General features: G+C 39.2%; 11 protein-coding genes and 1 pseudogene. 1 reads left to right on the top strand and 11 read right to left on the bottom strand.

Annotation, left to right across the window (positions count from 1 at the left end):
* Positions 1 to 20: 20 nt before the first annotated feature.
* The 3 genes and pseudogenes from ACFIKB_RS01280 to ACFIKB_RS01275 form a co-directional block, all read right to left on the bottom strand.
* A complete protein-coding gene (locus ACFIKB_RS01280; protein ID WP_375644660.1) occupies positions 21 to 623 on the bottom strand; it encodes an invasion associated locus B family protein in 603 nt (200 codons plus the stop codon).
* On the bottom strand, positions 620 to 1864 hold the full coding sequence (locus ACFIKB_RS09725; protein ID WP_404978545.1) for a YadA-like family protein: 1245 nt from the start codon (positions 1862 to 1864) through the stop codon (positions 620 to 622). Before ACFIKB_RS09725 ends, ACFIKB_RS01280 begins: the two co-directional genes overlap by 4 nt.
* Before the next feature lie 45 nt (positions 1865 to 1909).
* Positions 1910 to 9478: pseudogene (locus ACFIKB_RS01275) on the bottom strand (hypothetical protein); the annotation flags it as partial.
* 1399 nt (positions 9479 to 10877) lie between these two features.
* Between ACFIKB_RS01275 and ACFIKB_RS01270 the strand changes: the two are divergent.
* Positions 10878 to 11027, top strand: a complete 150-nt coding sequence (locus ACFIKB_RS01270) for a hypothetical protein (RefSeq protein ID WP_375652674.1) — start codon at positions 10878 to 10880, stop codon at positions 11025 to 11027.
* Positions 11028 to 11105: 78 nt separating this feature from the next.
* Here the strand turns inward: ACFIKB_RS01270 and ACFIKB_RS01265 are convergent, their stop codons facing one another.
* The 8 genes from ACFIKB_RS01265 to ACFIKB_RS01230 all read right to left on the bottom strand — a co-directional run bounded on the left by ACFIKB_RS01265 (position 11106) and on the right by ACFIKB_RS01230 (position 26456).
* On the bottom strand, positions 11106 to 16571 hold the full coding sequence (locus ACFIKB_RS01265) for a Vomp family autotransporter (protein ID WP_375652611.1): 5466 nt from the start codon (positions 16569 to 16571) through the stop codon (positions 11106 to 11108).
* 842 nt (positions 16572 to 17413) lie between these two features.
* On the bottom strand, positions 17414 to 17548 hold the full coding sequence (locus ACFIKB_RS01260; RefSeq protein WP_375645021.1) for a YadA-like family protein: 135 nt from the start codon (positions 17546 to 17548) through the stop codon (positions 17414 to 17416).
* 98 nt (positions 17549 to 17646) lie between these two features.
* Positions 17647 to 17958 carry a hypothetical protein gene (locus tag ACFIKB_RS01255; RefSeq protein ID WP_375645022.1) on the bottom strand — a complete coding sequence of 104 codons (312 nt, stop codon included), beginning with the start codon at positions 17956 to 17958 and terminating at the stop codon, positions 17647 to 17649.
* Positions 17933 to 18256 (bottom strand): hypothetical protein, encoded by a 324-nt coding sequence (locus ACFIKB_RS01250; protein WP_375652673.1) that lies wholly within the window; start codon positions 18254 to 18256, stop codon positions 17933 to 17935. Before ACFIKB_RS01250 ends, ACFIKB_RS01255 begins: the two co-directional genes overlap by 26 nt.
* A gap of 146 nt (positions 18257 to 18402) precedes the next feature.
* Positions 18403 to 18753: a hypothetical protein gene (locus ACFIKB_RS01245; protein WP_375652609.1), complete on the bottom strand. Its 351-nt coding sequence runs from the start codon at positions 18751 to 18753 to the stop codon at positions 18403 to 18405.
* A 400-nt stretch (positions 18754 to 19153) separates the two neighbouring features.
* Positions 19154 to 19711 carry a hypothetical protein gene (locus ACFIKB_RS01240; protein ID WP_375652608.1) on the bottom strand — a complete coding sequence of 186 codons (558 nt, stop codon included), beginning with the start codon at positions 19709 to 19711 and terminating at the stop codon, positions 19154 to 19156.
* A complete protein-coding gene (locus ACFIKB_RS01235) occupies positions 19711 to 19863 on the bottom strand; it encodes a hypothetical protein (protein ID WP_375636678.1) in 153 nt (50 codons plus the stop codon). The genes ACFIKB_RS01240 and ACFIKB_RS01235 overlap by 1 nt, the downstream gene beginning before the upstream one ends.
* 758 nt (positions 19864 to 20621) lie before the next feature.
* On the bottom strand, positions 20622 to 26456 hold the full coding sequence (locus ACFIKB_RS01230) for a YadA-like family protein (RefSeq protein ID WP_375652607.1): 5835 nt from the start codon (positions 26454 to 26456) through the stop codon (positions 20622 to 20624).
* Positions 26457 to 26835: the final 379 nt, after the last annotated feature.

Raw genomic sequence — 26835 nt, 5'->3', positions numbered from 1 at the left:
TTAAAAATACTCGATGGATTCTAAGGACGTAAAGAATTAAGTGCCGCATTTAACCCTTTAAATGGTACAGTAAAAGAAAATACCTTTCCTTCTTTAAGTTTATAGGAAATACGTACTTTATTGTCCTGCTCTATTTGTTTAGTCAAAACCGGCCCTACAGGCGATTGTGCCAAACAAACGGTTTCATTGCATTGCGTATAATGAATAAGAACAGGTTTTTTAACACCTTTTACAAACATTTGAATCGGAACATTTATATCAGAATTTGGCAATGTTCGAAAAAGCATCACTGCTTGACCACTTGTCGTAGACACAAGAGACCAACTAAAAATGGTATTTCCTTCTTGATCATGAACAGTCTGTGTCACATTACATATACCTTGCTTATGTTTAAGCTTTTGTTTTTCGTCACAAATCAAAGTCCAATCATAAAACTGCATAATAATTCGACGTGTTTCACCAGGTTCTCCCTTAGGTATCGATAAGTGTGGTGGATGCACTGTATAAATATTATCATTCTCGTTAGCAGAGCTTTCGCTCTTGCCTATTAAGGCAAGAGCAAACAGAACCTTTACTAAAATACTTCTCTTTTTTACAATAACAGCCATTTTTTCTATTATCATCTCAACCTCAGAGTAATTCCAGCACCTATCCCCCAGTGACCTCCAGCACTCGTAATAGATACATTCGAGCGAATATTTCCATCTTCAGATGTATAACCAGCCCCAATAGCAAATGCGGATTGACTGCGCCACAAACCACTACCAAATGAAACACTTAAAGATCCTGGTATATCATAGTAACGTAAGTTGGACACCGCTAAACCAATCGCTGCTGCTTGTCTTGCTTCCTTGCGAACATCCTCAATAGCATAATTTAGCGTCTCAAACTTCATATCCGTATAGGATTTCGCCTCGTTAACGCCATTATTGACAAGACTACTAACTTTCTCATCCGTATACTTATTGGCATCTTCAAGAACCGTCTTCATCTGCTGTTCTGTGTAATCATGTAACTGACCTCCATTAACAGCTTCTTTCGAATCCTTTTCAATCTTTCCATCCGCTACATTGTCTATTAACACTGGAGAACTGTCATCTCCACCAACTAACGTAACTGTATTGGTCTTTTTACCTGTTTCATCTTTATCATATTGTACAGATCCATCCGTAACTTTAGTTTCAATATCCTTGACCTGATCTGTAATCATCTGCTGGGTTTCCCAAAGCTGACCTCCATTAACTGCTTCTTTGGAATCTTTGTCTACCTTACCGTCCTCTACATTGATAATCTTACTAGGACTCTTAACGCCCTGATCATCAGCGTGAGAAGCATCATAGCTTCCTTTTTCTTCATTCCAATTCAGACCATTAGACGCAACATCCTTTTCAACTTCTTTTATACGATCGTTGATAGTGCTCATGCTGTCATTAACAACATCAAATGCTTCAGAGACATTATTACGCTCCTCTTTATCACCTTTCGTACCATCCTTATTAAAGACCTGAACGTAGAATTTGGGTCCTTGCCAGTTTCCTTCCTTATCATAACCAGCTCCTCCACCAAAATATGAGGCAAAGCTCTGTTGTAGAGTATAAATCTGACCTCCATTAATCGCATCCGTCGAATCTTCTGATATCTTTCCTTCCGCAAGGAACGTGATCTTGCTGTTGTCCTTTTTACCTTCCTTCTCATGCTGTGCTACAAACGCACCCGCATCATCACTCCACAACAACGCATTTTGCTCAATGTTTTCTGAAATCTCATTATGAAGATTCTTGAAGACCTTATTGATACCGGCAAACGCGGCTGCAATGCTATCATAATCCTCCTCTTCAAAGCTGCCATCTTCTTGGAAAGTCATTAGCTTGAAACCTGGAAGGACCCAGCCATCACCATCATACTTAGCATCACCACCAAAATACTTTGCTAGCGACTGATTCAGATCATAAATCTGTCCACCATTAACCGCATCACTCGAGCCTGATGCTATAGAACCAGCTGCAAGCGATGTGATCTTGCTGTTTGTCTTCTCACCGTCTTTTTCTCCATGCTTGGCTACAAAGGCTTTTGCACTTTCATTCCACAACAGCGCATCGCCTTGCATAGATTCTGTGATGTTCGTGACTTGTTCTTTAAAATCATTGACGACATTTGTGAAATTCTTATCAATTCCTGCAAAGGCTTCCGTTACATTATGATGCTCCTGTGGATCACCTTCCGTACCATCTGCATTGTAGGTTTTAAGCGTGAAAGTTGGTTCGCTCCATTCGTCATCTTCATACTTAGCATCACCACCAAAATACTTTGCTAGAGTCTGATTCAATGAATAAATCTGACCACCATTAACCGCATCACTCGAGCCTGATGCTATAGAGCCAGCTGCAAGCGATGTGATCTTACTTGCTTTTCTGTTATCACCTTCCCCATGCAGGGCAACAAAAGCACCTTCAGTCTTGCTCCATGATAAAGAATCTTGTGCAACTCCCTCTGAAACTTCCTTAATGCGAGCGTTCACAGTCTTGATATTATCATCAAGTCCTTTAAAGGCAGAACCAACATCGGTATGTGATTTATCTGTTACCTTACCATCTTTATCAATACTAGATAAGTTATAGTTTGGAGCTTGCCATTCGCCTTTCTCATTATAACCAGCACCACCACCAAAATAGCCAGCAAACTGTTTTTGCAGTTCATAAATCTGTCCACCAGTTACTGCATCACTCGAGCCTGATACTATAGAGCCAGCCGCAAGTGATGTGATCTTGCTGTTTTCTTGCGTCACTACAACTTTGCCGTCGTCTCCTTCTTCCCTCTTTTCATGCTGCGCTACAAAGGCATGGGCTTTATCACTCCATAACAAGGAATCATGCGCAACTCCTTCTGAGACTTCCTTAATGCGCGCATTCACAGTCTTGATATTTGTATCAAGACCAGCAAAAGCGGTTCCAACACCTTGGAACGAACTCTCTGTTACAACTCCATCTGTGGCAATGTGCGATAATTTATAGGTTGGCTGTGTAAGAGCTCCATTTGTAAATGCAGCATCTCCACCTAAGAACTTGGCAACATCCTCACCGATTGTGTTAACCTGACCACCCGTGATTGCATCATGTGAATCCTTGGCTATCTTACCATCAGCAACATTATGGAGACCTACAGCTGTCTTATCTTTAGCTTTTCCTAAAGTGACATTCGCATAATCAATTTTATCATCCTTTTTATCATAATGAACAACTGCTGATTCATCAGACTGAAGACTGTTCGAAAGATCTTTCAAGCCTTTATCAAGCTGTCCTTTGTTAACAGCTTCATTATCCTTGGTCGCTGCCTGCACACCAGAAAGTGTCCGATCCGCACCAGCCTTATTAGCAATAGTGATGCTCGTACCTTCTACTTCGCCACCAATATTGATAACCTTTGTCGTTTCATCCTGCTTAACAAGGCTATCGCCTACGACTTTGCTAATCTCCTTGTTAATCTCGTTATGAATGTTCGTGAAAGAACTGCCAACGCCTGCAAAAGCTTCCGCTACACTATCATAACTCTGCTCTTCAACAGTACTCCCATCTTCATTGATTGTTTTAACCTTGAATGTAGGAGCGGTCCATTGACCATTCTCATACTTGGCGCCACCACCTAAAGACGTAGCAACCCCTGTGCCAAAGCTATGAAGCTGTGAGCCATTAACGGCATCATGTGAATCCTCGGCAATATTACCATTGCCAACATTATGCAATCCAACAGTACCTGTTTTGGGATCTCCAAAAGTCACATTGCTTTGTTTCGCTTTAGGTGCTGTTCTGGTAAGTGTACTGACCTCTTCTGTATCTTCTTCCTCATCATAAAAAACTGCTACAGAGCGCACTTCTTCAATTTCATTCGTAAGTGCATCCACGTTCTCATCAAGCTGACCTTTGTTAACAGCTTCATTAGCATGCTCTGCATCCTTCACGCCAGAAAGTATTCTATCCTTACTTTCCTTATCAGAAATACTGATATTCGTACCTTCTTTTTCACCACCTATCTTGATCAGATTGGACTTTTCATCAAACTTAACAAGACTATCACTTACCACATTGGTAATATCGTTTTTAATATTCGTGAAAGATGTACCAACATCAGCCAAAGCTTCTGCTACAGTATCATACTTCTTCTCTTCTTCAGTACCATCATCCTTAACAGTCTTAACCTTGAATGTAGGAGCGGTCCATTGACCATTCTCATACTTGGCGCCACCACCTAAAGACGTAGCAACCCCTGTGCCAAAGCTATGAAGCTGTGAGCCATTAACGGCATCTGTGGAAGTTTCACTGATAGATCCAGCTGCAAGAGACGTGATCTTGCTGTTTTCTTGTGTCACTACAACTGTGCCGTCTTCTTTTTCTTCCTTCTTTTCATGCTGCGCGACAAAGGCATGGAATTTATCATTCCATAACAAGGAATCATGCGCAACTCCTTGAGACACTTCCTTAATGCGCGCATTCACAGTCTTGATATTTGTATCAAGACCTGCAAAAGCAGTTCCAACACCTTGGAACGAACTCTCTGTCACAACGCCATCTGTGGCAATGTGTGATAATTTATAGGTTGGCTGTGTAAGAGCTCCATTTGTAAATGCAGCATCTCCACCTAAAAATTTGGCAACATCCTCACCGATTGTGTTAACCTGACCACCTGTGATTGCATCATGTGAATCCTTGGCAATCTTACCATCAGCAACATTATGGAGACCTACAGCTGTCTTATCTTTACCACCCAAGGTGATATTCGCATAATCAATTTTATCATCCTTTTTATCGTAATGAACAACTGCTGATTCATCAGACTGAAGACTGTTGGAAAGATCCGTTAAACCTTTCTCAAGCTGTCCTTTGTTAACGGCTTCATTATCCTTGGTCGCTGCCTTCACACCAGAAAGTGTCCGATCCGTACCAGTCTTATTGGCAATATTGATTTCACTGCCTTCTACTTCTTTACCAATATTGATAACCTTTGTCTTTTCATCCTGCTTAACAAGGCTATCGCCTTTCACATTGGCAATTTCATTGTTAATTTGTTTGGTAATCTCGTTTTTAACATTCGTGATAGAACTACCAACTCCAGCAAAAGCAGATGCTACATCAGAATAATCCCCTTCTCCAGAGCTGCCATCTTCCTTGATTGTTTTAACCTTGAATGTAGGAGCGGTCCATTGACCATTCTCATACTTGGCGCCACCACCTAAAGACGTAGCAACCCCTGTGCCAAAGCTATGAAGCTGTGAGCCATTAACGGCATCTGTGGAAGTTTCACTGATAGATCCAGCTGCAAGAGACGTGATCTTGCTGTTTTCTTGTGTCACTACAACTGTGCCGTCGGCTTGCTCTTCCTTCTTTTCATGCCGCGCTACAAAGGCTTTATCAGTTTTGCTCCACAACAAAGCATCGCCTTGGACTGCTTGCGTAATATTCGTTAGTTTGTCATCAAACTTTTTAACCTCATTCATTAGATGTGTATTCACATTCTTGACACTCGTATCAAGACCAGCAAAAGCTGAACCAACATCGTTATATGAACTAGTCGTTACTGTACCATTGTCAGTAATATTAGAGATCTTATAAGTCGGAGCTGTAAAAGAACCTTCTTTAAATGCCGAACCACCACCAAGATAGGTAGCAACCTTATCATTTGTCTCAAAAAGCTGTGAGCCATTTATGGCATCATGTGAATCCTTAGCAATCTTACCAGTTCCAACATTATGTAATCCAACAGGGCCTGTTTTGGGATCACCAAAAGTCACATTGCTTTGTTTCGCTTTAGGTGCTGTTCTGGTAAGTGTACTGACCTCTTCTGTATCTTCTTCCTCATCATAAAAAACTGCTACAGAGCGCACTTCTTCAATTTCATTCGTAAGTGCATCTATATTTTTATCAAGCTGGGCTTTATTAACCGCTTCGTTGCCCTTTTCTGCATCCTTCACGCCAGAAAGTATTCTATCCTTACTATCCTTATCGGCAAGAGTGATTGTCGTACCATCTTTTTCGCCACCAATCTTGATCAGTTTCTTCTCTTCATTCCACTTAACAAGACTATCACTTCTCATAGTGTTAATCTCATTATGAACACTCTGGAAAGAATTACCAACACTAGAAAAAGCATCCGCTACATTCTGATAAGTCTCATCAGTAATATGGCCATCAGAACCGATTTGTTTGACCTTGAAAGTAGGAGCTATCCATGCGCCTTCTTTATTATATCCAGCGCCACCGCCAAAATAACTACCAACCATTTCACTCATAGAATAAATCTGAGAGCCATTAATGGCGTCCGTTGAATCTGCTGTAATCTTGCCAGCCGCAAGCGATGTGATCTTGCTGTTTTCTTGTGTCACTACAACTGTGCCGTCTTCTTCTTTTTTCTTCTTTTCATGCTGCGCGACAAAGGCATGGGATTTATCATTCCATAACAAAGCATCGCCTTGGACTGCTTGCGTAATATTCGTTAGTTTGTCATCAAACTTTTTAACCTCATTCGTTAGATGCGTATTCACATTCTTGACACTCGTATCAAGACCAGCAAAAGCTGAACCAACATCGTTATATGACGTTTCTGTTGCCTTACCATCTTCAGCAACATTTGAGATCTTATAAGTCGGAGCTGTAAAAGCACCATCTGCAAATGTTGCACTACCACCAAAATAGGTAGCAACGGTATTGCCTAGTGAATGAAGCTGTGAGCCATTAATGGCATCTGTGGAATCTTTCGTAATAGCTCCTGCTGCAAGAGACGTTATCTTGCTGTTTTCTTGTGTCACTACAACTTTGCCGTCTTTTTCTTCCCTCTTTTCATGCTGCGCTACAAAGGCATGAGCAGTTTTGCTCCAGTTCAAAGAATCATGCGCAACTCCTTCTGAGACTTCCTTAATGCGTGCATTCACATTCTTGATATTTGTATCAAGACCAGCAAAAGCGGTTCCAACACCTTGGAACGAACTCTCTGTCACAACTCCATCTGTGGCAATGTGTGATAATTTATAGGTTGGCTGTGTAAGAGCTCCATTTGTAAATGCAGCATCTCCACCTAAGAACTTGGCAACATCCTCACCGATTGTGTTAACCTGACCACCTGTGATTGCATCATGTGAATCCTTGGCAATCTTACCAGCGGCAACATTATGGAGACCTACAGCTGTCTTATCTTTACCACCCAAGGTCACACTACTATAATTAGTTTTACCATCTGAACCTTTATCGTAATGAACAACTGCTGATTCATCAGACTGAAGACTGTTCGAAAGATCCTTTAAACCTTTCTCAAGCTGTCCTTTGTTAACGGCTTCATTGTTTTTTGTCGCGTCCTTCACGCCGGAAAGAGTCCGATCCGCACCAGTCTTATTGGCAATATTGATTTCACTGCCTTCTGATTTAGCACCAATAGTGAGGAGATGCGTTGTTTTATCTTGCTGAACAAAGCTTTCGCTTTCCACTTTGTTAACCACATTGTTAACCTGCTCAGTCAATTTATTCTGAACATTCGTGATAGAACTACCAACTCCACTCAAAGCAGATGCTACATCAGAATAAACCTTATCTTCAGAAACACCATCATCCTTAACCGATTTAACCGTGAATGTAGGAGCGGTCCATGTGCCACCATCATACTTGGCGCCACCGCCAAAATACTTAGCAACCTCGCTGCCAAGCGAATAAAGCTGACTACCATTAACAGCGTCCGTTGAATCTGCTGTAATCTTGCCAATTCCAACATTATGCAATGCAACAGTGCCTGTTTTGGGATCACCAAAAGTCACACTGCTTTGTTTCGCTTTAGGTGCTGTTCTGGTAAGTGTACTGACCTCTTCTGTTGTATCTTCTTCTACATCGTAGAAAACTGCTATAGAACGCACGTCTTCAATATTTTTAGAAAGAGTGGTTACGTTTTCATCAAGCTGACCTTTGTTAACAGCATCAGTATCATCAGTACCTTTTGCCAATCCTGTTATCTTTTTACTGCCAGCACCAATACCAGCCGTCGTTATTTGCGGACCACCCGTAATTACTAAGCCGGTGGCATCTAGGGTATTTGTGCCTGCCTTTAAGCTCGTTAATGTAACATCTTTAGCCAAATCAAATTTTAGCTTATTATCCTTATCACCTTTTGCAATCTGAAGATTTGTACTTCCAGCAGAAAAATCTACATCACTATCCATAAGAACAGTTGTAGCATTTGCACCGCCAGCAGAGAGTTTCCAACCGTTTTTTCTTACAACATCTTCTAAGTCTCTCAACTGCCTAACATTCACAGCATCGGCAACCTCAGAACCAGCTGCTACGCCTGTAATTTGTCTGGTTATACCCTTACTATAATCACCAACACTCACTGCGCCCCGCGTACTTTTCCATTGCGATGAGGTATTTGTTGCAGGACCCTGCAGCAAAGGAGTATAACCAAAAACACCAGCAGCCCTATCAGCTACAGAATCGCTTCCTAGAGCAACACTATCTTTAACTGATGCTTTTGCTCCACTACCAAAAGCAAGCGCACCGCTAGAGAGTTTACTAACGCTGGTCTTGCTACCAAGAGCGACTGAATTTTCTGCATCAGCTATAGCATCTGCAAAATCTTTGCCAGTAGTGTTAATTTTTAAACCTTTTATAACCGCTGCTTCTTGTGCGGCTTTTAACTGTGCAAAATTTACTGCATCAGTCTCTTCAGTACCCGTTGCAACTCCTATTATCTTTTTACTACCAGCATTAACACCATCAGTCGTTATTTTTGGGCCATTGGCAATCACTAAGCCTGTTGCATTTAAGGTATTTGCGCCTGTCTTTAAGCTCGTTAATGTAACATCTTTAGCTAGATCAAATTTTAGCTTATTGTCTTTTTCGCCCTTTGTAATATTTAAGTTGCTACTTCCAGCAGAAAAGTCTACTCCGCTATCCATAAGAACAGTTGTAGCATTTTTATCTCCAACAGAGAGTTTCCAACCGTTGTTTTTCACAACTTTTTCTAAGTCTTGTAACTGCCCAAGATTTACAGCGTCGTTGCCTTCAGTACCCTTTGCCACTCCCGTTATCTTTTTACTGCCAGCGGTAATACCACCCGTTGTTATTTTCGGACCATTAGCAATCACCAAGCCTGTTGCATCTAAGGTGTTGTTTCCTGTTTGTATTTTATCGATTACAATGCTCCGAGCGAGATCAAATTTTACATTATTATCCTTATTGCCTTTTGTAACCTTTATGTTATTACTTGCAGCAGCTAAATCTACCAATTTATTCGATTCAACCGTTGTAGTATTTGCTCCCGAAACAGAGAGTTTCCAACTTCCGGCAGCCTTTTCCAATGCTTTCAACTGCGCTACATTTACTGCATCAGTATCTTGAGTACCACCTGCAACACCTACAATTTGTCGTGTTATACCCTGTCCTACGCTACCAATACTAAGCGCACTTTCAGTACTGCGCCAAGCGAGAAAACTTTCCGGTGTCGGCATAACGCCGAATGGCCTATATGCATCAATCTTATCGCCTACAAAAGCTTCACTCTTATTCCCTAAAGCAATTCCACCCGAGGTCGACTTCGTACTAGAACCAATAGCAATTCCACCAACTGTAGTTGTCACCGCTGCCTTGTAACCAATAGCAATACCATGTTGCATATTTACTTGCGCACTACTACCTATCGTCACAGTATTAGTTCCGACACTAATCCCGCTATCCCTAGTATTTCTAAGCAGTGAGTTCACATCAACTCTAGCCTGTGGTCCCATATTAAATGTTGTTACATCATTATTGAATCCAGTAGATTTATAAGTGCTCTCTAAAGCAGGTATAGCAAAAGAACTCTCATCACTCGTCCCTGGAAGAGTTCTGGTTAAAAAATTTGCATAATCATCAGCAGCATTAATCTTTTCTAATCCGGCTTTATTGAGTGCTGTTAAATAATTGTCTTTTGAAACAGAAGAGGCATTCAAACCAGCAACAGAGATGATGCTTTGCGGATGAGAAACACCAGCACTGTTAACACCCTCAAGAAATGTGTTTCTAAAATCAGAATTTGCTGAAAAAACAGGTGTAACATTCGATAAAAATGTAGCCGCTGCAGCCAACGAAAGAACTTTAACAAAAGAAAAACGAGAACGTTTTAATTCACTCGCTGCTTGTGGGGCATATAATTTTTTCATAACAAAATCTCCAATGAAAAAACTTAAAAACACCTCCAAAACATAAAAAAGACACATTTTAGCATTATTGACCTCTTTGGAATTGAGAATAGAGGATTATTGCCTAGAGTGTGAACATTTTGAGTCTTTAATCTTGTTTTGTTTGTGCTTTCTGTGTTGAGACCTAAATGTTTGTTTTTTGATTATGTTTTGTGGACATAAAAATAACACATTTAGAGTCTAAGGGTTTAATCTGCTGTTTTTTTCTAACTAAAAAAGAGGTCTTGAATATTTAATCTTACTTTTTACTTGGTCGTCGTTACTATAAAATCTTTCAAAAAAGGTTTTAGTATGTGTTTTCCTAGTTATATACTTTAGTTTTATTAAAAAGCATTTTTTGTTAATAACAAGTAAAGTAAAAAAAGATTGTAATATGTTCGAAATCTAGCTTGCCTCGGATAATCGGCTTTTTAGTTAGGTTTTCTCTTTTTAAAGTATCATATAATGATATATGCGCGGTCTTGTGATGTACCTTCTATCTTTACGCACTACTTATCCCCCCTTTGAAAGTTATTTTATCAAAATGAGTCTTACTAATATACATTTCCGCATTACTATAGACTGTTCAAGAAAATAGCAACATAAAAATATGACTTTTTAGCAATATGGATTCTACTGTGATCTTTTTTCAACAAAATATAGAAAAAGCTTCTATAAAACCTCAAAGTTTATAGCCTCATCTGTTGCTTTAGGTCCATCAGCTACTGCGGAGGGTCTAAGTTCTATTGCTGTAGATTGGAATGCGCAGAGCAAAGGAGATAATTCAGCTGCTTTTGGTGATCTTGTATATGCATCAAATATTATGCTTATCTCTAGATAAATACTGTAGCGTCTTAAAAAAATCACCCTCATTTCAATCAATAAGGGTGAAAATTTTATTAAGTTTTCGTTGTTCTTATTATTTTATTTTCAGAGTGATTGCACCACCTATTCCCCAATGACCACCAGCACTCGTGGCAGAGAGATTAGAGCGGATTTTTCCGTTTTCAGATGTATAACCAGCACCAAGAGCAAATGCGGATTGTCCACGCCATGCGCCGCTACCAAATGAGACACTCAAAGATCCTGGTTCGTCGAAGTAACGTAGGTTGGACGCTGCTAGACCAACAGCTGCTGCTTGCCTTGCTTCTTTGCGTACGCTCTTAATGTCATAACTTAAAATATTAAACTTCATATCTGTATATTGGTGAGCCCGATCAACGGCATCATCAATAGCATCGATAACGATATTATTCACTCGTTGATCTGTGTAATGCTTTGATTGATCAAGAACGATCTTCATCTGCTCTTGGGTATAGTCGTGAAGTTGACCACCATTTACAGCTTCTTTCGAACCTTGTTCAATACGACCATCCGCAACATTATCAATCATAACAGGTTCGCTTTCATTCCCACCTTTTAGAGTGATCTTATTGGTCTTTTTACCATCAGCATCTTTATCATAGTTAACTGCGCCATCAGAAAGATTATTAACCGTGTTTTCAATATTATCAACTCTGTTTTCAATATTAAAAACCGTTTTACCAATATCCGTAACCGTAGTGGAAATATTGTCGACTCTGTTTTCGATATGTTTAATATCTTTCTCAACGCCCTTGACACGTTCGTTGGTCTGCCAAAGCTGTCCGCCATTGACTGCATCTTTTGAACCTTCTGCAATTTCACCATTTGCTACATTGATAATATTACTTGGTTGACCATCATGGCTAGCATCATAGGCTTTTTCCTGCTCATTCCAATTTAAACCATTGGACGAAACATTGTTTTCAACATTTTGAATGCGATTGTTTATCTTGGACATACTCTCACTTACGCCGTCAAAAGCATTGGCAACGTCATGATATGTCTTCTTCTCACCAGAACTACCGTCATTATTGAATTGTGCTATCTTGAAATTAGGAGCAGTCCATTTTCCATCATTATAGCCAGCGCCACCACCAAAATACGCAGCAAGCTGATTACTCATCAAATAGAGTTGCGAACCATTTACAGCATCGGTTGAGTTAGCAGAAATGTCTCCATTAGCAAGAAACTTAATTTTGCTATTGGTTTTTCCCTCTCCATGCTGTGCTACAAATGCCTTTTCTTCTTTGCTCCACAACAAGGCATCGCCTTTAACTTCTTGAGTAATATTATTGATTTGTTGTGTAAAATCATTTGTCACATTTGTCAGATGGGTATTCACATTCTTTACATTTGCATCAAGCCCACTCAAAGCTGAGCCAACATCAGTAAAGGTTTTCTGAACCACCTCACCATCCGCAGAAACTGTAGATAAATTATACTGTGGTCCTTTAAAGTTACCATTCTCGAATGAGGCATCACCACCAAAATAGTTTGCAATATCTCCAGATATTTTTTCAATCTGGCTGCCATTGATCGCATCATGCGAATTTTTAGCAATTGTACCAGCTTTGACATTAAGGAGAGCTACTGGCTCTTTATTTTTATCGCCACCTAAAGTTATACTACCATAATTAACGGCACCATTTTCTTTATCGTAGAGAACTGCAGCAGCAGTTGTGAGATTAATATCCTTAGAAATCTTCTCTATACTTTTATCAAGCTGTTCTTTGTTAACAGCTTCATTGTTCGCAACAGCTGCCTTCACACCGGAAATTATACGAGCATCACCCGATTTGTTCGCAACATTGATTTTAGTCCCACCTGTTGCTTTACCAACAGTGATAGTACCTTCATTTTCCTCCTGCTTAACGAGGCTATTTTTTGTCGCATTAGTGATTTGATTTTGGATATTCGTGATAGAATTATCAACAGTACTAAAAGCAGATTCAAAATCATTATGTGACTTACCCTGAATAGTGTAAGTGGGAGCTTTACCGTTAGATACATCTGCACCACCACCAAAATAACTTGATATATTTTTAGAAATTGTTGAGAGATTATTTGTAACAGTGGTAACATTCTGATTAGTAGCAAAGAGCTGCGAACCATTTACAGCATCCGTTGAATCTTCAGTAATATCTCCTTTGGCAAGAAACTTAATTTTGCTATTGGTTTTTCCCTCTCCATGCTGTGCTACAAATGCCTTTTCTTCCTTGCTCCACAACAAGGCATCGCCTTTAACTTCTTGAGTAATATTATTGATTTGTTGTGTGAAATCATTTGTCACATTTGTCAGATGGGTATTCACATTCTTTACATTTGCATCAAGCCCACTCAAAGCTGAGCCAACATCAGTAAAGGTTTTCTGAACCACCTCACCATCCGCAGAAACTGTAGATAAATTATACTGTGGTCCTTTAAAGTTACCATTCTCGAATGAGGCATCACCACCAAAATAGTTTGCAATATCTCCAGATATTTTTTCAATCTGGCTGCCATTGATCGCATCATGCGAATTTTTAGCAATTGTACCAGCTTTGACATTAAGGAGAGCTACTGGCTCTTTATTTTTATCGCCACCTAAAGTTATACTACCATAATTAACGGCACCATTTTCTTTATCGTAGAGAACTGCAGCAGCAGTTGTGAGATTAATATCCTTAGAAATCTTCTCTATACTTTTATCAAGCTGTTCTTTGTTAACAGCTTCATTGTTCGCAACAGCTGCCTTCACACCGGAAATTATACGAGCATCACCCGATTTGTTCGCAACATTGATTTCAGTACCACCTGTTGCCATACCAATGGTGATACGACCTGCATCTCCTTCCTGTTTAACGAGGCTATTTTTCGTTGCATCCGTAATCTGATTTTGGATATTCGTGATAGAATTATTGACAGAACTAAAAGCAGAACCCACATCGTGATATTCAGTGTTCTGAATCGTATAGGTTGGTGCTTTATTAGCAACCACATCTGCACCACCGCCCAAATAACTTGATATATTCTTATTTGCCCCATTAAAAGCCGTAACTAAATTAACAACTGTCTGATTGGTGTTAGCAACTGTCTGATTGGTCTCAAAGAGCTGCGAACCATTTACAGCATCCGTTGAATCTTCAGAAATATCTCCATTGGCAAGAAATTTAATTTTGCTATTGGTTTTTCCCTCTCCATGCTGTGCTACAAATGCCTCTTCTTTCTTGCTCCACAACAGAGAATCTTTAGAGACACCCTCAATTTTCTGAGTAAATTCATTGGCTACATGTGTTAAGCGGCTATTCACATTGTTGATATTATCATCAAGCCCTGTCAAAGCAGAACCAACATCAAAATGGTCCTTATTTACTGCTACACCATTTTCAGAAATTTGCGATAAATGATAGTGCGGACCAAACAAGATACCGTCCTGAAAGTCCGCATCACCACCAAAAATGGCTGCTACACTTCGATATATTTTTTCAATCTGGCTACCATTGATCGCATCATGCGAATCTTGGGAAATTGCACCATCTTGTACATTATGGAGAGCAACTGGTGCCGTAGTCTTATCACCACCCAAAGTTACACTATTATAATTAACGGCACCATTTTCTTCATCATAGAGAACTGCAAAGCTATTTGCTTCTTTAATGACCTTAATACTGTCCGTGATATCTGCAATTTCACCATCAAGTTGTTTTTTATTAACAGCTTCATCATCCTTAACTGCTGCTTTCACACCGGAAATTGTACGAGCACCATCTGATTTGTTTGCAATGTTAATCTCTGTACCTTCTATTTCCTTACCGATGGTAATACGATTTGTCTCTTTTTCTCGCTTAACAAGGCTATTGCTTTTTATGGTGTCAACAACATCTGCAATCTGACCATCGAGTTGTTTTTTATTAACAGCTTCATCATCCTTAACTGCTGCTTTCACACCGGAAATTGTCCTATCTTCACCCAATTTGTTTGCAACATTGATTTCAGAACCACCTGTTGCCATACCAATGGTGATACGACCTTCTTCTCCACCATCTTGCTTGACAAGACTATTTCCTGCTATTTGATTTTTTATCTCTTGTAGCTGCGCAAAATTCACTGCATCATCAGCTTCTTTCCCAGCTGCTACTCCTGTAATCTTTTGTTCGCCAGCATCAATACCATCCACAGTTATTCTAGCCCCACCAGCAAACAGAAAGCCATCACTACTCATAGAGGCGTTCCCTGCAGTGACACTTGCCACTGTAATATTCTTAGCTAGATCAAATGTTACATTATTGTTTTCCGTACCTTTTGTGATCTTAAGGTTGTCACTTGCAGCCGACAAATCTACAGTATCTTTTATACCAACGGCTTTAGCATTTTCACCTCCAACAGACAAATTCCAACCTTTGTCGACGTAAATTTCTAACGCTTTTAGCTGTGCAACATTAACGGCATCATAAAATTCAGTACCAGCTGCCACTCCTACAATCTGGCGCGTTTTTTTTGTGTTAACATCACCAACACTCACTGCAGCTAGCGTACTTTTCCATGCAAAGTTGTCAGAAGTTGCAGAACCTTTAGCTAAAGAACTATAACCAAGTTTACCAGCAGCAACATCAGCTACAGACTCGCTCCCAATCGCAACACCTGAATCTACATTCACTTTTGAATAAGCACCAAAAGCTACAGATTTCACACTGTCCGCCTTAGCACGATGTCCAATAGCAATTGATTCTTCGCCCGTCGCTATTGTACGTCCCTCAGGGGGGGTCGGGTTATCACCCCATCTACCTTCACCACCTATTGCGATACTTTTTTTACCTACAGCGTACGCCAAATGACCTACAGCAACAGTAACGCTATTATCCACCTGCGCACCATAACCAACAGCAACCGAATCTGAGGCGTTTACTATTATCTTGGCACCAAGAGCAGTAATATCACTCCTTGCATGGAGTTTTTCGAGCTTTGTTATATCATTACCAAATATGACATTAGTACCCTCTACGTCACGTTGCAGTCCGGTACCGCGCTGCATTCTAGCCATAGAGTCATTGCGCAAAGGATTCAATGCATCAATAATCGCTGTATTCTCACCACTCTGTGAACTGATGATCAATTTTTTATATTGCCCGCCTGTATCTAATGTTCTTTCCAATGAGTTTTTGCCATCTGTCCTCAAAACATTCACAATAGGATCATCATTACTTATACCAGAAAGGGTTTTGGTTAAAAAATTTGCATAGTCATCAGAAGCGTCAACTTTTGGCACCATTGCCACATTCAATGCTGTTAAATAATTTTCCTTATCACCATCATAGTAATCATACGCAGAGATAATGCTTTGCGGATAAACCACGGCAGCATTCTTCACATTTTCAAGAGATTCTTTTGTTAAATCGAGATTTGCTGAAAAAACAGGAGAAGCATTCGATAAAAACAATGCCACCGCAGTTCCTAACGAAGCCACTTTAAACAATGATGATCGATGATGTGAACGAGAAAAACTCAAATCACGCAGATTTTGTGTAGTATATAATTTTTTCATAATACCCCCCTTCATAATAATAGATTAACAACACAAAAAAGGTATGCTCTAGAACTCTAAAGCTTTCTTATTTCCTTTGCGTGTTCCTGCTTTTACAGCGTGTTTTAGGACATAAATAAAATTAAGACATAAGCTGTTGTTTCTACAGCGCCTTTAGAGGGTAGTTAGAGGCAAGTTCGTGAAAGTCAATTTAAGGAAGGTAAAAAAAACGCTTAATATTAGAATTAATTTCGTTTTTTCTATCAAAGGTTGTGTGCCGTTTTTAGCTTTGACCTCTTTGAAAGAGGTATAATTTTTGTGCCTATTGATCATCCGCTTAGGCATCAGTTTATTTTTCGTGAATAAGATTTTTTATTTCATTAGAGGATTGATGAAAGATTTTTACTAAAATGCCCCTGCTTTGATGAGGCAAGGGCAAAGAGCATATTTAAAAAAGTTTTTTGCTTATCAGTTCAGTATTAAATTAAGCCTAACACCTACACCCTAATGACCACCAGAACTCGTTGCGGAGAGATTGGAGCCAATTTTTCCATCTTCTGACATATAACCGGCTCTGATAGCAAAGACGGATGCACTACACCAATGCATCCGTACCAAATGAAATGCTTAAAGACCAAGGGTATCTTCATAACTTAAATTCGATACTGCTAAACCAACGGAGGCCGTCTGTCTTACTTCTTTCTGAACTGCCTTACATCATAAAATATTGTAACTCATGTTAATTGCTGCTTATGTTCACCGTAACGGTACCTCATGCGCGCACCTACTATACTCTCCCATCTCTCATTAAGACCAATAAAAACAAAATGTTAATAAAGTTAATGGTTAGAATTTGTTTATTGTCAATTCACTATTGCTCTCAGTCCTATACCTATCCCAAAATGATCTCCAGCACTCGTTAATGATATATTTGAGCGAATTCTTCCACTTTCAGACATATAACCAGCGCCAAAGGCAAAAGCTAATTGACTCTGCACAACCCCTTACCAAAAGAAAAACTTATTTTTCCAAGAGTATCTTCATAGCTTAAATCAGACACTGCCAAACCTATGGCTGCGGCTTGTCTTTCTTCTTTTCAGATATCCTCAACAGCATAACTTAACGTTACAAACTTCATATCCGTATACGAATAAACCTCTTTAACACCATCCTTTACAATATTAGACACTTTCTCATCCGTATATTCTTTCGCTTTATCGAGAATCGTATATGTCTGCTTTTTCGTATAATCATGTAACTGATCACCGTTTACTGCTTCTTTCGAGCCTTCTTCTACCTTTCCACCCTCTACATTGATAATCTTACTCGCCTTCTTATTCTTATCAACGCCACGACCTGCATTAAATGCATTAGCAATATCGTTATAGCTTTTTTTCGTCTTTTCCATGCCGAGCCACAAATGCCCCTGCTTCATTACTCCATAACAAAGCATTTTTCTCGATGTTGCCAGAAATTTCATTATGAAGCTTCGCGAAAACACTATTTATGCCAGCAAAAGCTGCTGCAATATTATCATAGCTGTTCTCTTCAAAGGTTCCATCATCTTTGAAAACTTTCAGCTTGGAACTTGGTGCTGTCCATTCTTCATTCTCATATCTAGCACCACCGCCAAAATATTTTGCAAGCGTTTGATTTAGTGAATAAAGCTGACCACCATTGACAAAATCAGTGGAATTTTCCGTAATTTTATTTGCTACATTATGAAGTGCAACGGGAGCTGTAGTTTTTCCAAAAGTTATACTTTCATAATTAATAGTGCCATTTTCATCATTTGCTTTATCATAATGAACAACAGAAGAATCATCAGATTGAAGATCATTAGCAAGTTTCTCTAAACTTTCTTCAAGCTGTTTTTTATTAACAGCATCATTGATGCTTTATCTCTCTCTGCTTTCTTAACACCAGAAATTATCCGTAATTTATCACTTTTATTCGCAATATCGATTTTATCACCATCTATATCCTTACCAATGGTAATGTGTTTTGTTGCTGTATCCTGTTTTACAAAAATACTCACTGCACCAGTATTGCGAGTTCCTTCTGCAATATTTGTTACTTTTTTACTTGCCGCATTAATACTACCGGTAGTTATTTGTGGGCCATCAGTAATTACTAAGCCTGTTGCATCTACTTTTGTTTTCTCTCCTAATGTTATGCTTTTTAATGCTATATCATTGGCCAAACCAAATATGAGCTTATTTTCATTGTCCTTATCTCTTTTAACCCTGAAGTTACTTCTTCCGGATGAAAATTTATTGTACTATCTAGCATCCACATCTTTAGCTGCCTCACCAGCAATAGACAGTTTCCAACATTTTTTCTTACGACTTCTTCTAAATCCTGCAACTATCTAAGGTTCACTGCATCGGCAGGTTTGCTACCAGCTGCTACGCCTATAATTTGTCGCGTTATGTTCTTACTAGGAACACCAATACTCTCTTGCACTTTTCGTACTTTTCTATTGAGATTCGGTGTTTTTGGACGGTCCTTGCAGAAGAGACGTATCCTCAAAAAACGCCAGCAGCCCTACCAGGCACAAAGTTGTTCCTGATAGCAACACCCGCCCATCATCAACCGTCACGTTAGAATAGGAACCTAAAACGATACGTCCAACCCCATTTGCTTTTGAATAGAAGCCTATAAAATAGCTTCTTGAGCAAATGCATATGCCACCCAAGAGCAATCGAACCATACCCTAGGGCTTTAGAAACGGCTCCTACAGCTATTGAATAATCACTCTTTGCAGTTGTATAATTATTATCTCCATATCCGCTCTTCTTATTATATTCACCACCTATTGCGACACTGCTTTTCCCCAAAGCATGAGCCATATTGCCTACAGCAACGCTCCATTCTTTTTCCGCTTGCGTTCCACTACCTAAAGCAATACTTGTGTTTGGAGTACGTTGCATACCTGTAGATCGTTGCATTCTTGTAATGAAATCATGTCGCAAGGTGTCAGATCCATCGATAATCCTTGCATCTTCGTTGTTTTCAGCACTTATTGTAATTGTAGAGTTATTGTTCATCACCAATTGCAGACCGGTAAGAAATCTCTTACTAAAACCATCCTTACTCTTAATAGAAAGCGTATTGACGAAAAAATTGATATAGCCACTATCATCTGTAGAATCATCCACTATTGGTGCCATTGCTGTGCTGTATTAAGTGCTGTTAAATAACTTGCTTTTAATAAATCAAAACCTTTTGAGAGAGCCCCAATGCTGTTAGAGTTAGCATACGCAGAAAGAAGTATTTTTCCTTGAGAATAGCTCTTTGCAGCTTTTGCCATGGCTTTAAGCAGCTGTTCTATTATGTCAATTTTTTCGCCAAAACAGGAATAGCATTCGACAAAAAAACAACTATAACAACTCCCAATGAAAACGTTGCTACAAACAACCGATAAAATAAACGCCGAAAACTTGAGCTATTTCCCTTGAATATGATTCAATAATTTTTTCATAACAAACCCTCAATAAAAACCATGCCTAAAACATAAAAAAGACATATTTTGAATTGTAAGAATTTGCACTATTTGCTTTTTATACTCGTAATTAAGTTAAAACAATTTGGAGAAATTAAAATTTTACTATGAAGCTACAAAAAAGGAAACTGATTAAAAAACATAATATTTTTAACTATTCTATTTTTAAGATAATTTGTCATTTAAACAACAAGACTTTCAATGAAAAATTATAACGATACCAATATAAAGCATACGTTTAACACTACACGAAAATAAAAGCTAAAACTGCCTCTTTTTAATAAAGGGTATATTCGTATTTATATTGCTTTAAGCACTTTAATAAATCAAAATAACAAGATAGATCAATAACCTCATTACCTAATTATCAAAAAAATAGTAATCAATTTTTTGAATCTTTGCTACTGATGTCTTTTATTCTCAAAAAAGTTGTAATAGGCTTTTTATATAATTACGGGAGTTTTGTACATTTAGAATAGCTTTAAAGGGCTCTGAAAGAAGATAAAAAAATTGCCCTTTTCTTAAATAAGAAAAAGGCAAATCAATTTTATGGATTTAGTCGTTTATTAGTTGAGTATCACATTAACCCCTGCACTTATACCCCAGTGACCTCCAGAAGTGGTAATTGACAAGTTGGAACCAATATCACCGTTCTCTGAAGTATAACCAGCCCCAACAGCAAACGCGGATTGACTACGCCATAAACCACTACCAAATGCGAGTGTTAATTTTCCAGGAATATCACTATAGCGTAAACCAGCTACCGCTAAACCAACAGCTGCTGCTTGTCTTGCCTCTTTTCGAACATCCTCAACAGCATAACTTAATGTCGAAAACTTCATATCCGTGTATGAATTAGCCTCATTAACTCCATCTTTTACAAGATGAGAAATTTTCTCATCCGTATACTTATTGGCATCTTCAAGAACCGTCTTCATCTGCTGTTCTGTGTAATCATGCAACTGACCTCCATTAACAGCTTCTTTCGAATCCTTTTCAATCTTTCCATCCGCTACATTGTCTATTAATACTGGAGAACTGTCATCTCCACCAACTAATGTAACTTGATTGATCTTTTCACCTGTTTTTTTATCTCTATCATATTGTACAGATCCCTCCGTAACTTTAGTTTCAATATCCTTGACCTGATCTGTAATCATCTGCTGAGTTTCCCAAAGCTGACCTCCATTAACTGCTTCTTTGGAATCTTTGTCTACCTTACCGTCCTCTACATTGATAATCTTACTAGGACTCTTAACGCCCTGATCATCAGCGTGAGAAGCATCATAGCTTCCTTTTTCTTCATTCCAATTCAGACCATTAGACGCAACATCCTTTTCAACTTCTTTTATACGATCGTTGATAGTGCTCATGCTGTCATTAACAACATCAAATGCTTCAGAGACATTATTACGCTCCTCTTTATCACCTTTCGTACCATCCTTATTAAAGACCTGAACGTAGAATTTGGGTCCTTGCCAGTTTCCTTCCTTATCATAACCAGCTCCTCCACCAAAATATGAGGCAAAGCTCTGTTGAAGAGTATAAATCTGACCTCCATTAATCGCATCACTCGAGCCTGATGCTATAGAACCAGCCGCAAGTGATGTGATTTTGCTGGCTTTTCTGTCATCCCCTTCCCCATGCAGAGCTACAAAAGCTTTGTCACCATCGCTCCAAGATAAAGAATCTTGTGCAACTCCTTCTGAGACCTCCTTAATACGATCGTTAACATTCTTGATATTCTCATCAAGTCCTTTAAAGGCAGAACCAACATCGGTATGCGGTTTATCTGTTACTTCACCATCTTTATCAATACTAGATAAATTATAAGTTGGCCCTTTAAAAGCACCATCCTTAAATTCAGCATCTCCACCCAAGAATTTTGCTACATCCGTTGAAAGGATGTAAACCTGTCCTCCATTGATAACATCCGTTGAGTTTTCCGCAATCGATCCTGCGGCTACATTATGCAGCGCAACAGGTTTAGCATCCTTCCCTTTACCAAAAGTTACATTTGTATAATCAATTTGATCATCTGTTGTTTTATCGTAAAGAACAACAGAAGAACTATCAGACAGAAGGGTATCAGAAAGATCCTTCAAACCTTTATCAAGCTGTCCCTTGTTAACCGCTTCATTGTCTTTTTCTGCCGCCTTCACACCAGAAAGGGTTCGATCCTTACCACTCTTGTTTGCGATATTGACTTCATTTCCTTCTACTCCTTTACCAATGTTGATAACATCTTCATTTTTCGTAACAAGAAGATTACTGATTACATCGCTGATCACATTTTGAATCTTTGTGAAAAGTTTACCCACACCTGAAAATGCATCTGATACATTTTTATAGCTTGATTCAGCTTCAGTGCCATCATCATTGATAGTTTTGAGCTTAAAATCAGGAACATTCAATTCCCCATCCTTATATTCAGCGTCATTAGAAAAATATTTTGCAACCTTATCGCCCAATGAATAAAGTTGAGAACCATTTACTGCATCCGTCGATTCTTTCGTAATATCTCCTATAGCAAGTGATGTGATTTTACTGGCTTTTCTGTCATCCCCTTCCCCATGCAGAGCGACAAAAGCTTTGTCACCATCGCTCCAAGATAAAGAATCTTGTGCAACTCCTTCTGAGACTTCCTTAATGCGAGCATTCACATTCTTGATATTATCATCAATTCCTTTAAAGGCAGAACCAATATCGGTATGCGGTTTATCTGTTACTTCACCTTTTTCATCAATATTCGATAAATTATAAGTTGGCCCTTTAAAGTTTTTTCCATCAAAGGATACATCTCCACCTAAAATTTTTGATAAATCCGAAGCTATGGTATTAATCTGACCACCCGTGATTGCATCATGTGAATCCTTGGAAATCTTACCATCAGCAACATTATGGAGACCTACAGCTATCTTATCTTTAGCTTTTCCTAAAGTCACACTACTATAATTAGTTTTACCATCTGAATCTTTATCGTAATGAACAACTGCTGATTCATCAGACTGAAGACTGTTCGAAAGATCTTTCAAGCCTTTATCAAGCTGTCCTTTGTTAACGGCTTCATTGTTTTTCGTCGCGTCCTTTACACCAGAAAGAGTCCGATCCGCACCAGCCTTATTGGCAATATTGATTTCACTGCCTTCTACTGCAGCTCCAATAGTGAGACGATGCGTTGTTTTGTCTTGCTGAACAAAGCTTTCGCTTTCTACTTTGTTAATCACATTATTAACCTGTTCAGTCAATTTATTCTGAACATTCGTGATAGAACTACCAACTCCAGCAAAAGCAGATGCTACATCAGGATAATCCTTATCTTCAGGGCTGCCATCTTCCTTGATTGTTTTTACCTTGAATGTAGGAGCGGTCCATTTCCCATCCGCATAGCTGGCACCACCACCGAAATACGAAGCAACCCCTGTGCCCAATGTATGAAGCTGTGAGCCATTTACTGCGTCTGTTGAAGTTCCACTGATTGCCCCGCCAAGTAGACCGGAAAGTTTCCGCCCTTCATTACTTTTGTTCAAAATACTGATTTCGCTACCACCAGTTTCCATACCAACAGTGATAAGACCCGTTCCTCCATCACGGAGACTGCGCGCTAAAGTCTTCTCTGCTACTTGCTTAACAAGAATACTGTCTCTTACATTAGCAATTTCAGTATTTGTTGCCAAAAGTTGTGAACCATTGACCGCTTCGGTTGATTCTGCTGTGAGTGCGCCATTTTGAATGCCTGTTATCTTCTTACTGCCAGCGTCAATACCAGAAGTGGTTATTTTCGGACCTCCAGTAATTACTAGACCTGTTGCGTCTAGGGTATTGGTGCCTGCCTTTAAGCTCGTTAATGCAACATCTTGAGCCAGATCAAATTTTAGCTTATTGTCCTTATCGCCTTTTGTAATCTTAAAATTTTTACTTCCAGTTGAAAAATCTACTGTATCATCTATGCTAACGGCTTTGGTATTTTTATCATCAACAGAAAGTTTCCAACCTTTGCCTGCGTACGCTCTTAGTGCTTTCAGCTGCGCAATGTTGACGGCGTCAGTATCTGCATAACCCGCTGCCACACCTGTAAGCTGTCGTGTTATCTTATTCGGAGTATCACCAATACTAAAAGCTCCTTGAGTGCTCTTCCATATCACACCATCATCTGTTGATTTGCTCCCTATGGAAGGATCATAGCCAACAGTGGACGCTGGGTTACGAGAAACAGATTGATAACCCACAGCAACACCACCAGGAACAGCAGCTTGTACTTGTGCATTTGAACCTAATGCCATACTATTTGCACCAAATGCATTTGAAAGTCCACCTAACGCAATACTATTTTCTCCATTTGCCGCTGCAAAACTACCTAATGCAATACTATTTTCGGCATTTGCATTTGAAAGATTACCTATAGCAATACTTCCTTGCCCACCTTTCCCCTCAGCGGCGGCAATTTTAATGCTCTTCGATTCGGCATGCCATTTAAAGACACTATCATCGGTAGCTTTTTTAATCTCATTTTTAATCTCATTGTGAAGATTTACATAAGACTTACCCACACCCTCAAAGGCTTTTGCTACATTCGGAAAACTTTCTTCTTCAATCTCATTCGTCTCAGAATTAAAAGTTTTAATTTTGAACTTTGGATCATCCCATTGGCCATTCGTAAATTTAACACCACCGCCTAAATATCCAGCTATGTGGGTAGCTACAACATTCAACTGACTACCATTTACCGCGTCTTTTGAATCTGCACTAAGATCACCAGGTGCAACACCCGTTATCCTTTTATTTCCAGCATCAATACCAGCAGTGATTATTTTCGGACCATCAGTAATTACTAAGCCCGTGGCATCGAAGGTATTTGTACCTGCCTTTAAGCTCGTTAATGTAACATCTTGAGCCAGATCAAATTTTAGCTTATTATCCTTATCACCTTTTGTAATCTGAAGATTGGCACTTCCAGCAGAAAAATCTACTACGCTATCCATAAGAACAGTTGTAGCATTCTTATCTCCAACTGACAGTTTCCAACCGTTTTTTCTTACAACATCTTCTAAGTCCCTCAACTGTCTAACATTCACTGCATCGGCAGGCTCAGAACCAGCTGCTACGCCTGTAATTTGTCTGGTTATACCCTTACTATAATCACCAACACTCACTGCGCCCCGCGTACTTTTCCATTGCGCCTCTGTGTTTGTTGCAGGACCCTGCAACACAGAAGTATAACCAAACTCACCAGCAGCCCTATTGGCTACAGAATCTCTTCCCATAGCAACACCATCATCTACCGAAACTACAGAATCGACACCTATAGCAATAGCTCCATCTCCCTCTGCTTTCGAATAGAAGCCTATAGAAATGGCGTGCTTATTAAGTGCATATGCACGATGACCAAGAGCAGTAGAACCATACCCCAGGGCTTTAGAAATGGCTCCTACAGCTGTTGAATAATCGTCCTTCGCAGTTGTATAATCATCATCTCCATGTTCGCTCTTCTCATTATATTCACCACCTATTGCGACACTGCTTTTTCCCAAAGCGTGAGCCATATTCCCTATAGCAATACCATATTCACCTTTCACATTCGCCTTAAAGCCTAGAGCTGTACCTCCCCCATCCTCTACTGTTGCATAACGACCAACGGCAACCGAGTCACTCTTTAATATCTTTGTGTCTGCCCCAATGGAAACGTTCCCACCGCCACGGATCTCCGAGTTAGCACCTATGATAACAGATGCCGCTAGCTTTTTATCTTCTTCAGCGAAGACCGCCTTCGCTTTATAACCAATAACAACACTGTTCGTGGTTTCCGAAGTAATATCATTACCCCAAATAACATTATTTCCCGATACATCACGTTGCATTCCCTCTGTTGAACCACTCCGTAAGATATTAGACACATTAATAATATCTGTATTCTCATCATCCTGTGCAAGCTGTTGGTCTAAAGAGCTATCAAGCACAAATGATCGTGGACTAACGAGAAACTTTTTATCTTGCCCCCCCGTATCTAGGGTTCTTACCAATACATTTTTGCTATCCGCTGTCAAAACATTCACGACAGGACTATAATAGCTCACACCAGAAAGGGTTTTGGTTAAAAAATTTGCATAGTCATCAGAAGTATTAATCTTTTCTAATCCGGCTTTATTGAGTGCTGTTAAATAATTGTCTTTTGAAACAGGAGAAGCATTCAAACCAGCAACAGAGATAATGCTTTGCGGATAAGAGACACCAACACTGTTAACACCTTCGAGAAATGTGTTTCTAAAATCAGGATTTGCTGAAAAAACAGGTACAACATTCGATAAAAATGTAGCCGCTGTAGCCAACGAAAGAACTTTAATAAAAGGAAAACGAGAAAATTTTAAATCGCTCCCTGCTAATTTTGTATATAATTTTTTCATAATGAGCTCCCCAATGAAAAAATAACTATAAACATAAAAAAGACACATTTAAACGCTATAAAGTTCTTTAAAATTGGCTTTTCTAAACATGTTCAAGAGTTTAGTACCTGACTGAAAAGATGGTTAAGTTGTGTTTTTCGGTTTTATGGTTAACGTGTTTGGCTCTTTTACATTTCCTAAGAAAGTAAATTTTTTTAAAGTGGTGATTAGCTTTTTTAAGCTTTAAACTTATTGGTTGTTTTTTGCAAGGGGTAGAGTCAGTTTAGTATATTGTTTTTATAACTTCTTCCAGTAAAGTTGAAATACATTTGAATATACGCTCTTTTCTTATTATAAAGTTTTTAATAGATTTCTAAAGAGTGAAAGGTTTTTTCTATCT

It is taken from the genome of Bartonella sp. MR110HLJHH (genome assembly GCF_042194225.1).
Lineage (GTDB): Bacteria > Pseudomonadota > Alphaproteobacteria > Rhizobiales > Rhizobiaceae > Bartonella > Bartonella grahamii.
Note: the sequence above shows the minus strand (reverse complement) of the source record. Positions and strands in the feature narration are given on the sequence as shown.

Excerpts from the sequence above, each read along its gene's own strand:
- ACFIKB_RS01280 (WP_375644660.1), bottom strand. The coding sequence starts at position 623 with ATGATAATAGAAAAAATGGCTGTTATTGTAAAAAAGAGAAGTATTTTA.
- ACFIKB_RS09725 (WP_404978545.1), bottom strand. The coding sequence starts at position 1,864 with ATGACTTTCCAAGAAGATGGCAGCTTTGAAGAGGAGGATTATGATAGC.
- ACFIKB_RS01265 (WP_375652611.1), bottom strand. The coding sequence starts at position 16,571 with ATGAAAAAATTATATACTACACAAAATCTGCGTGATTTGAGTTTTTCT.
- ACFIKB_RS01255 (WP_375645022.1), bottom strand. The coding sequence starts at position 17,958 with ATGGAAAAGACGAAAAAAAGCTATAACGATATTGCTAATGCATTTAAT.
- ACFIKB_RS01235 (WP_375636678.1), bottom strand. The coding sequence starts at position 19,863 with ATGGCAAAAGCTGCAAAGAGCTATTCTCAAGGAAAAATACTTCTTTCT.
- ACFIKB_RS01230 (WP_375652607.1), bottom strand. The coding sequence starts at position 26,456 with ATGAAAAAATTATATACAAAATTAGCAGGGAGCGATTTAAAATTTTCT.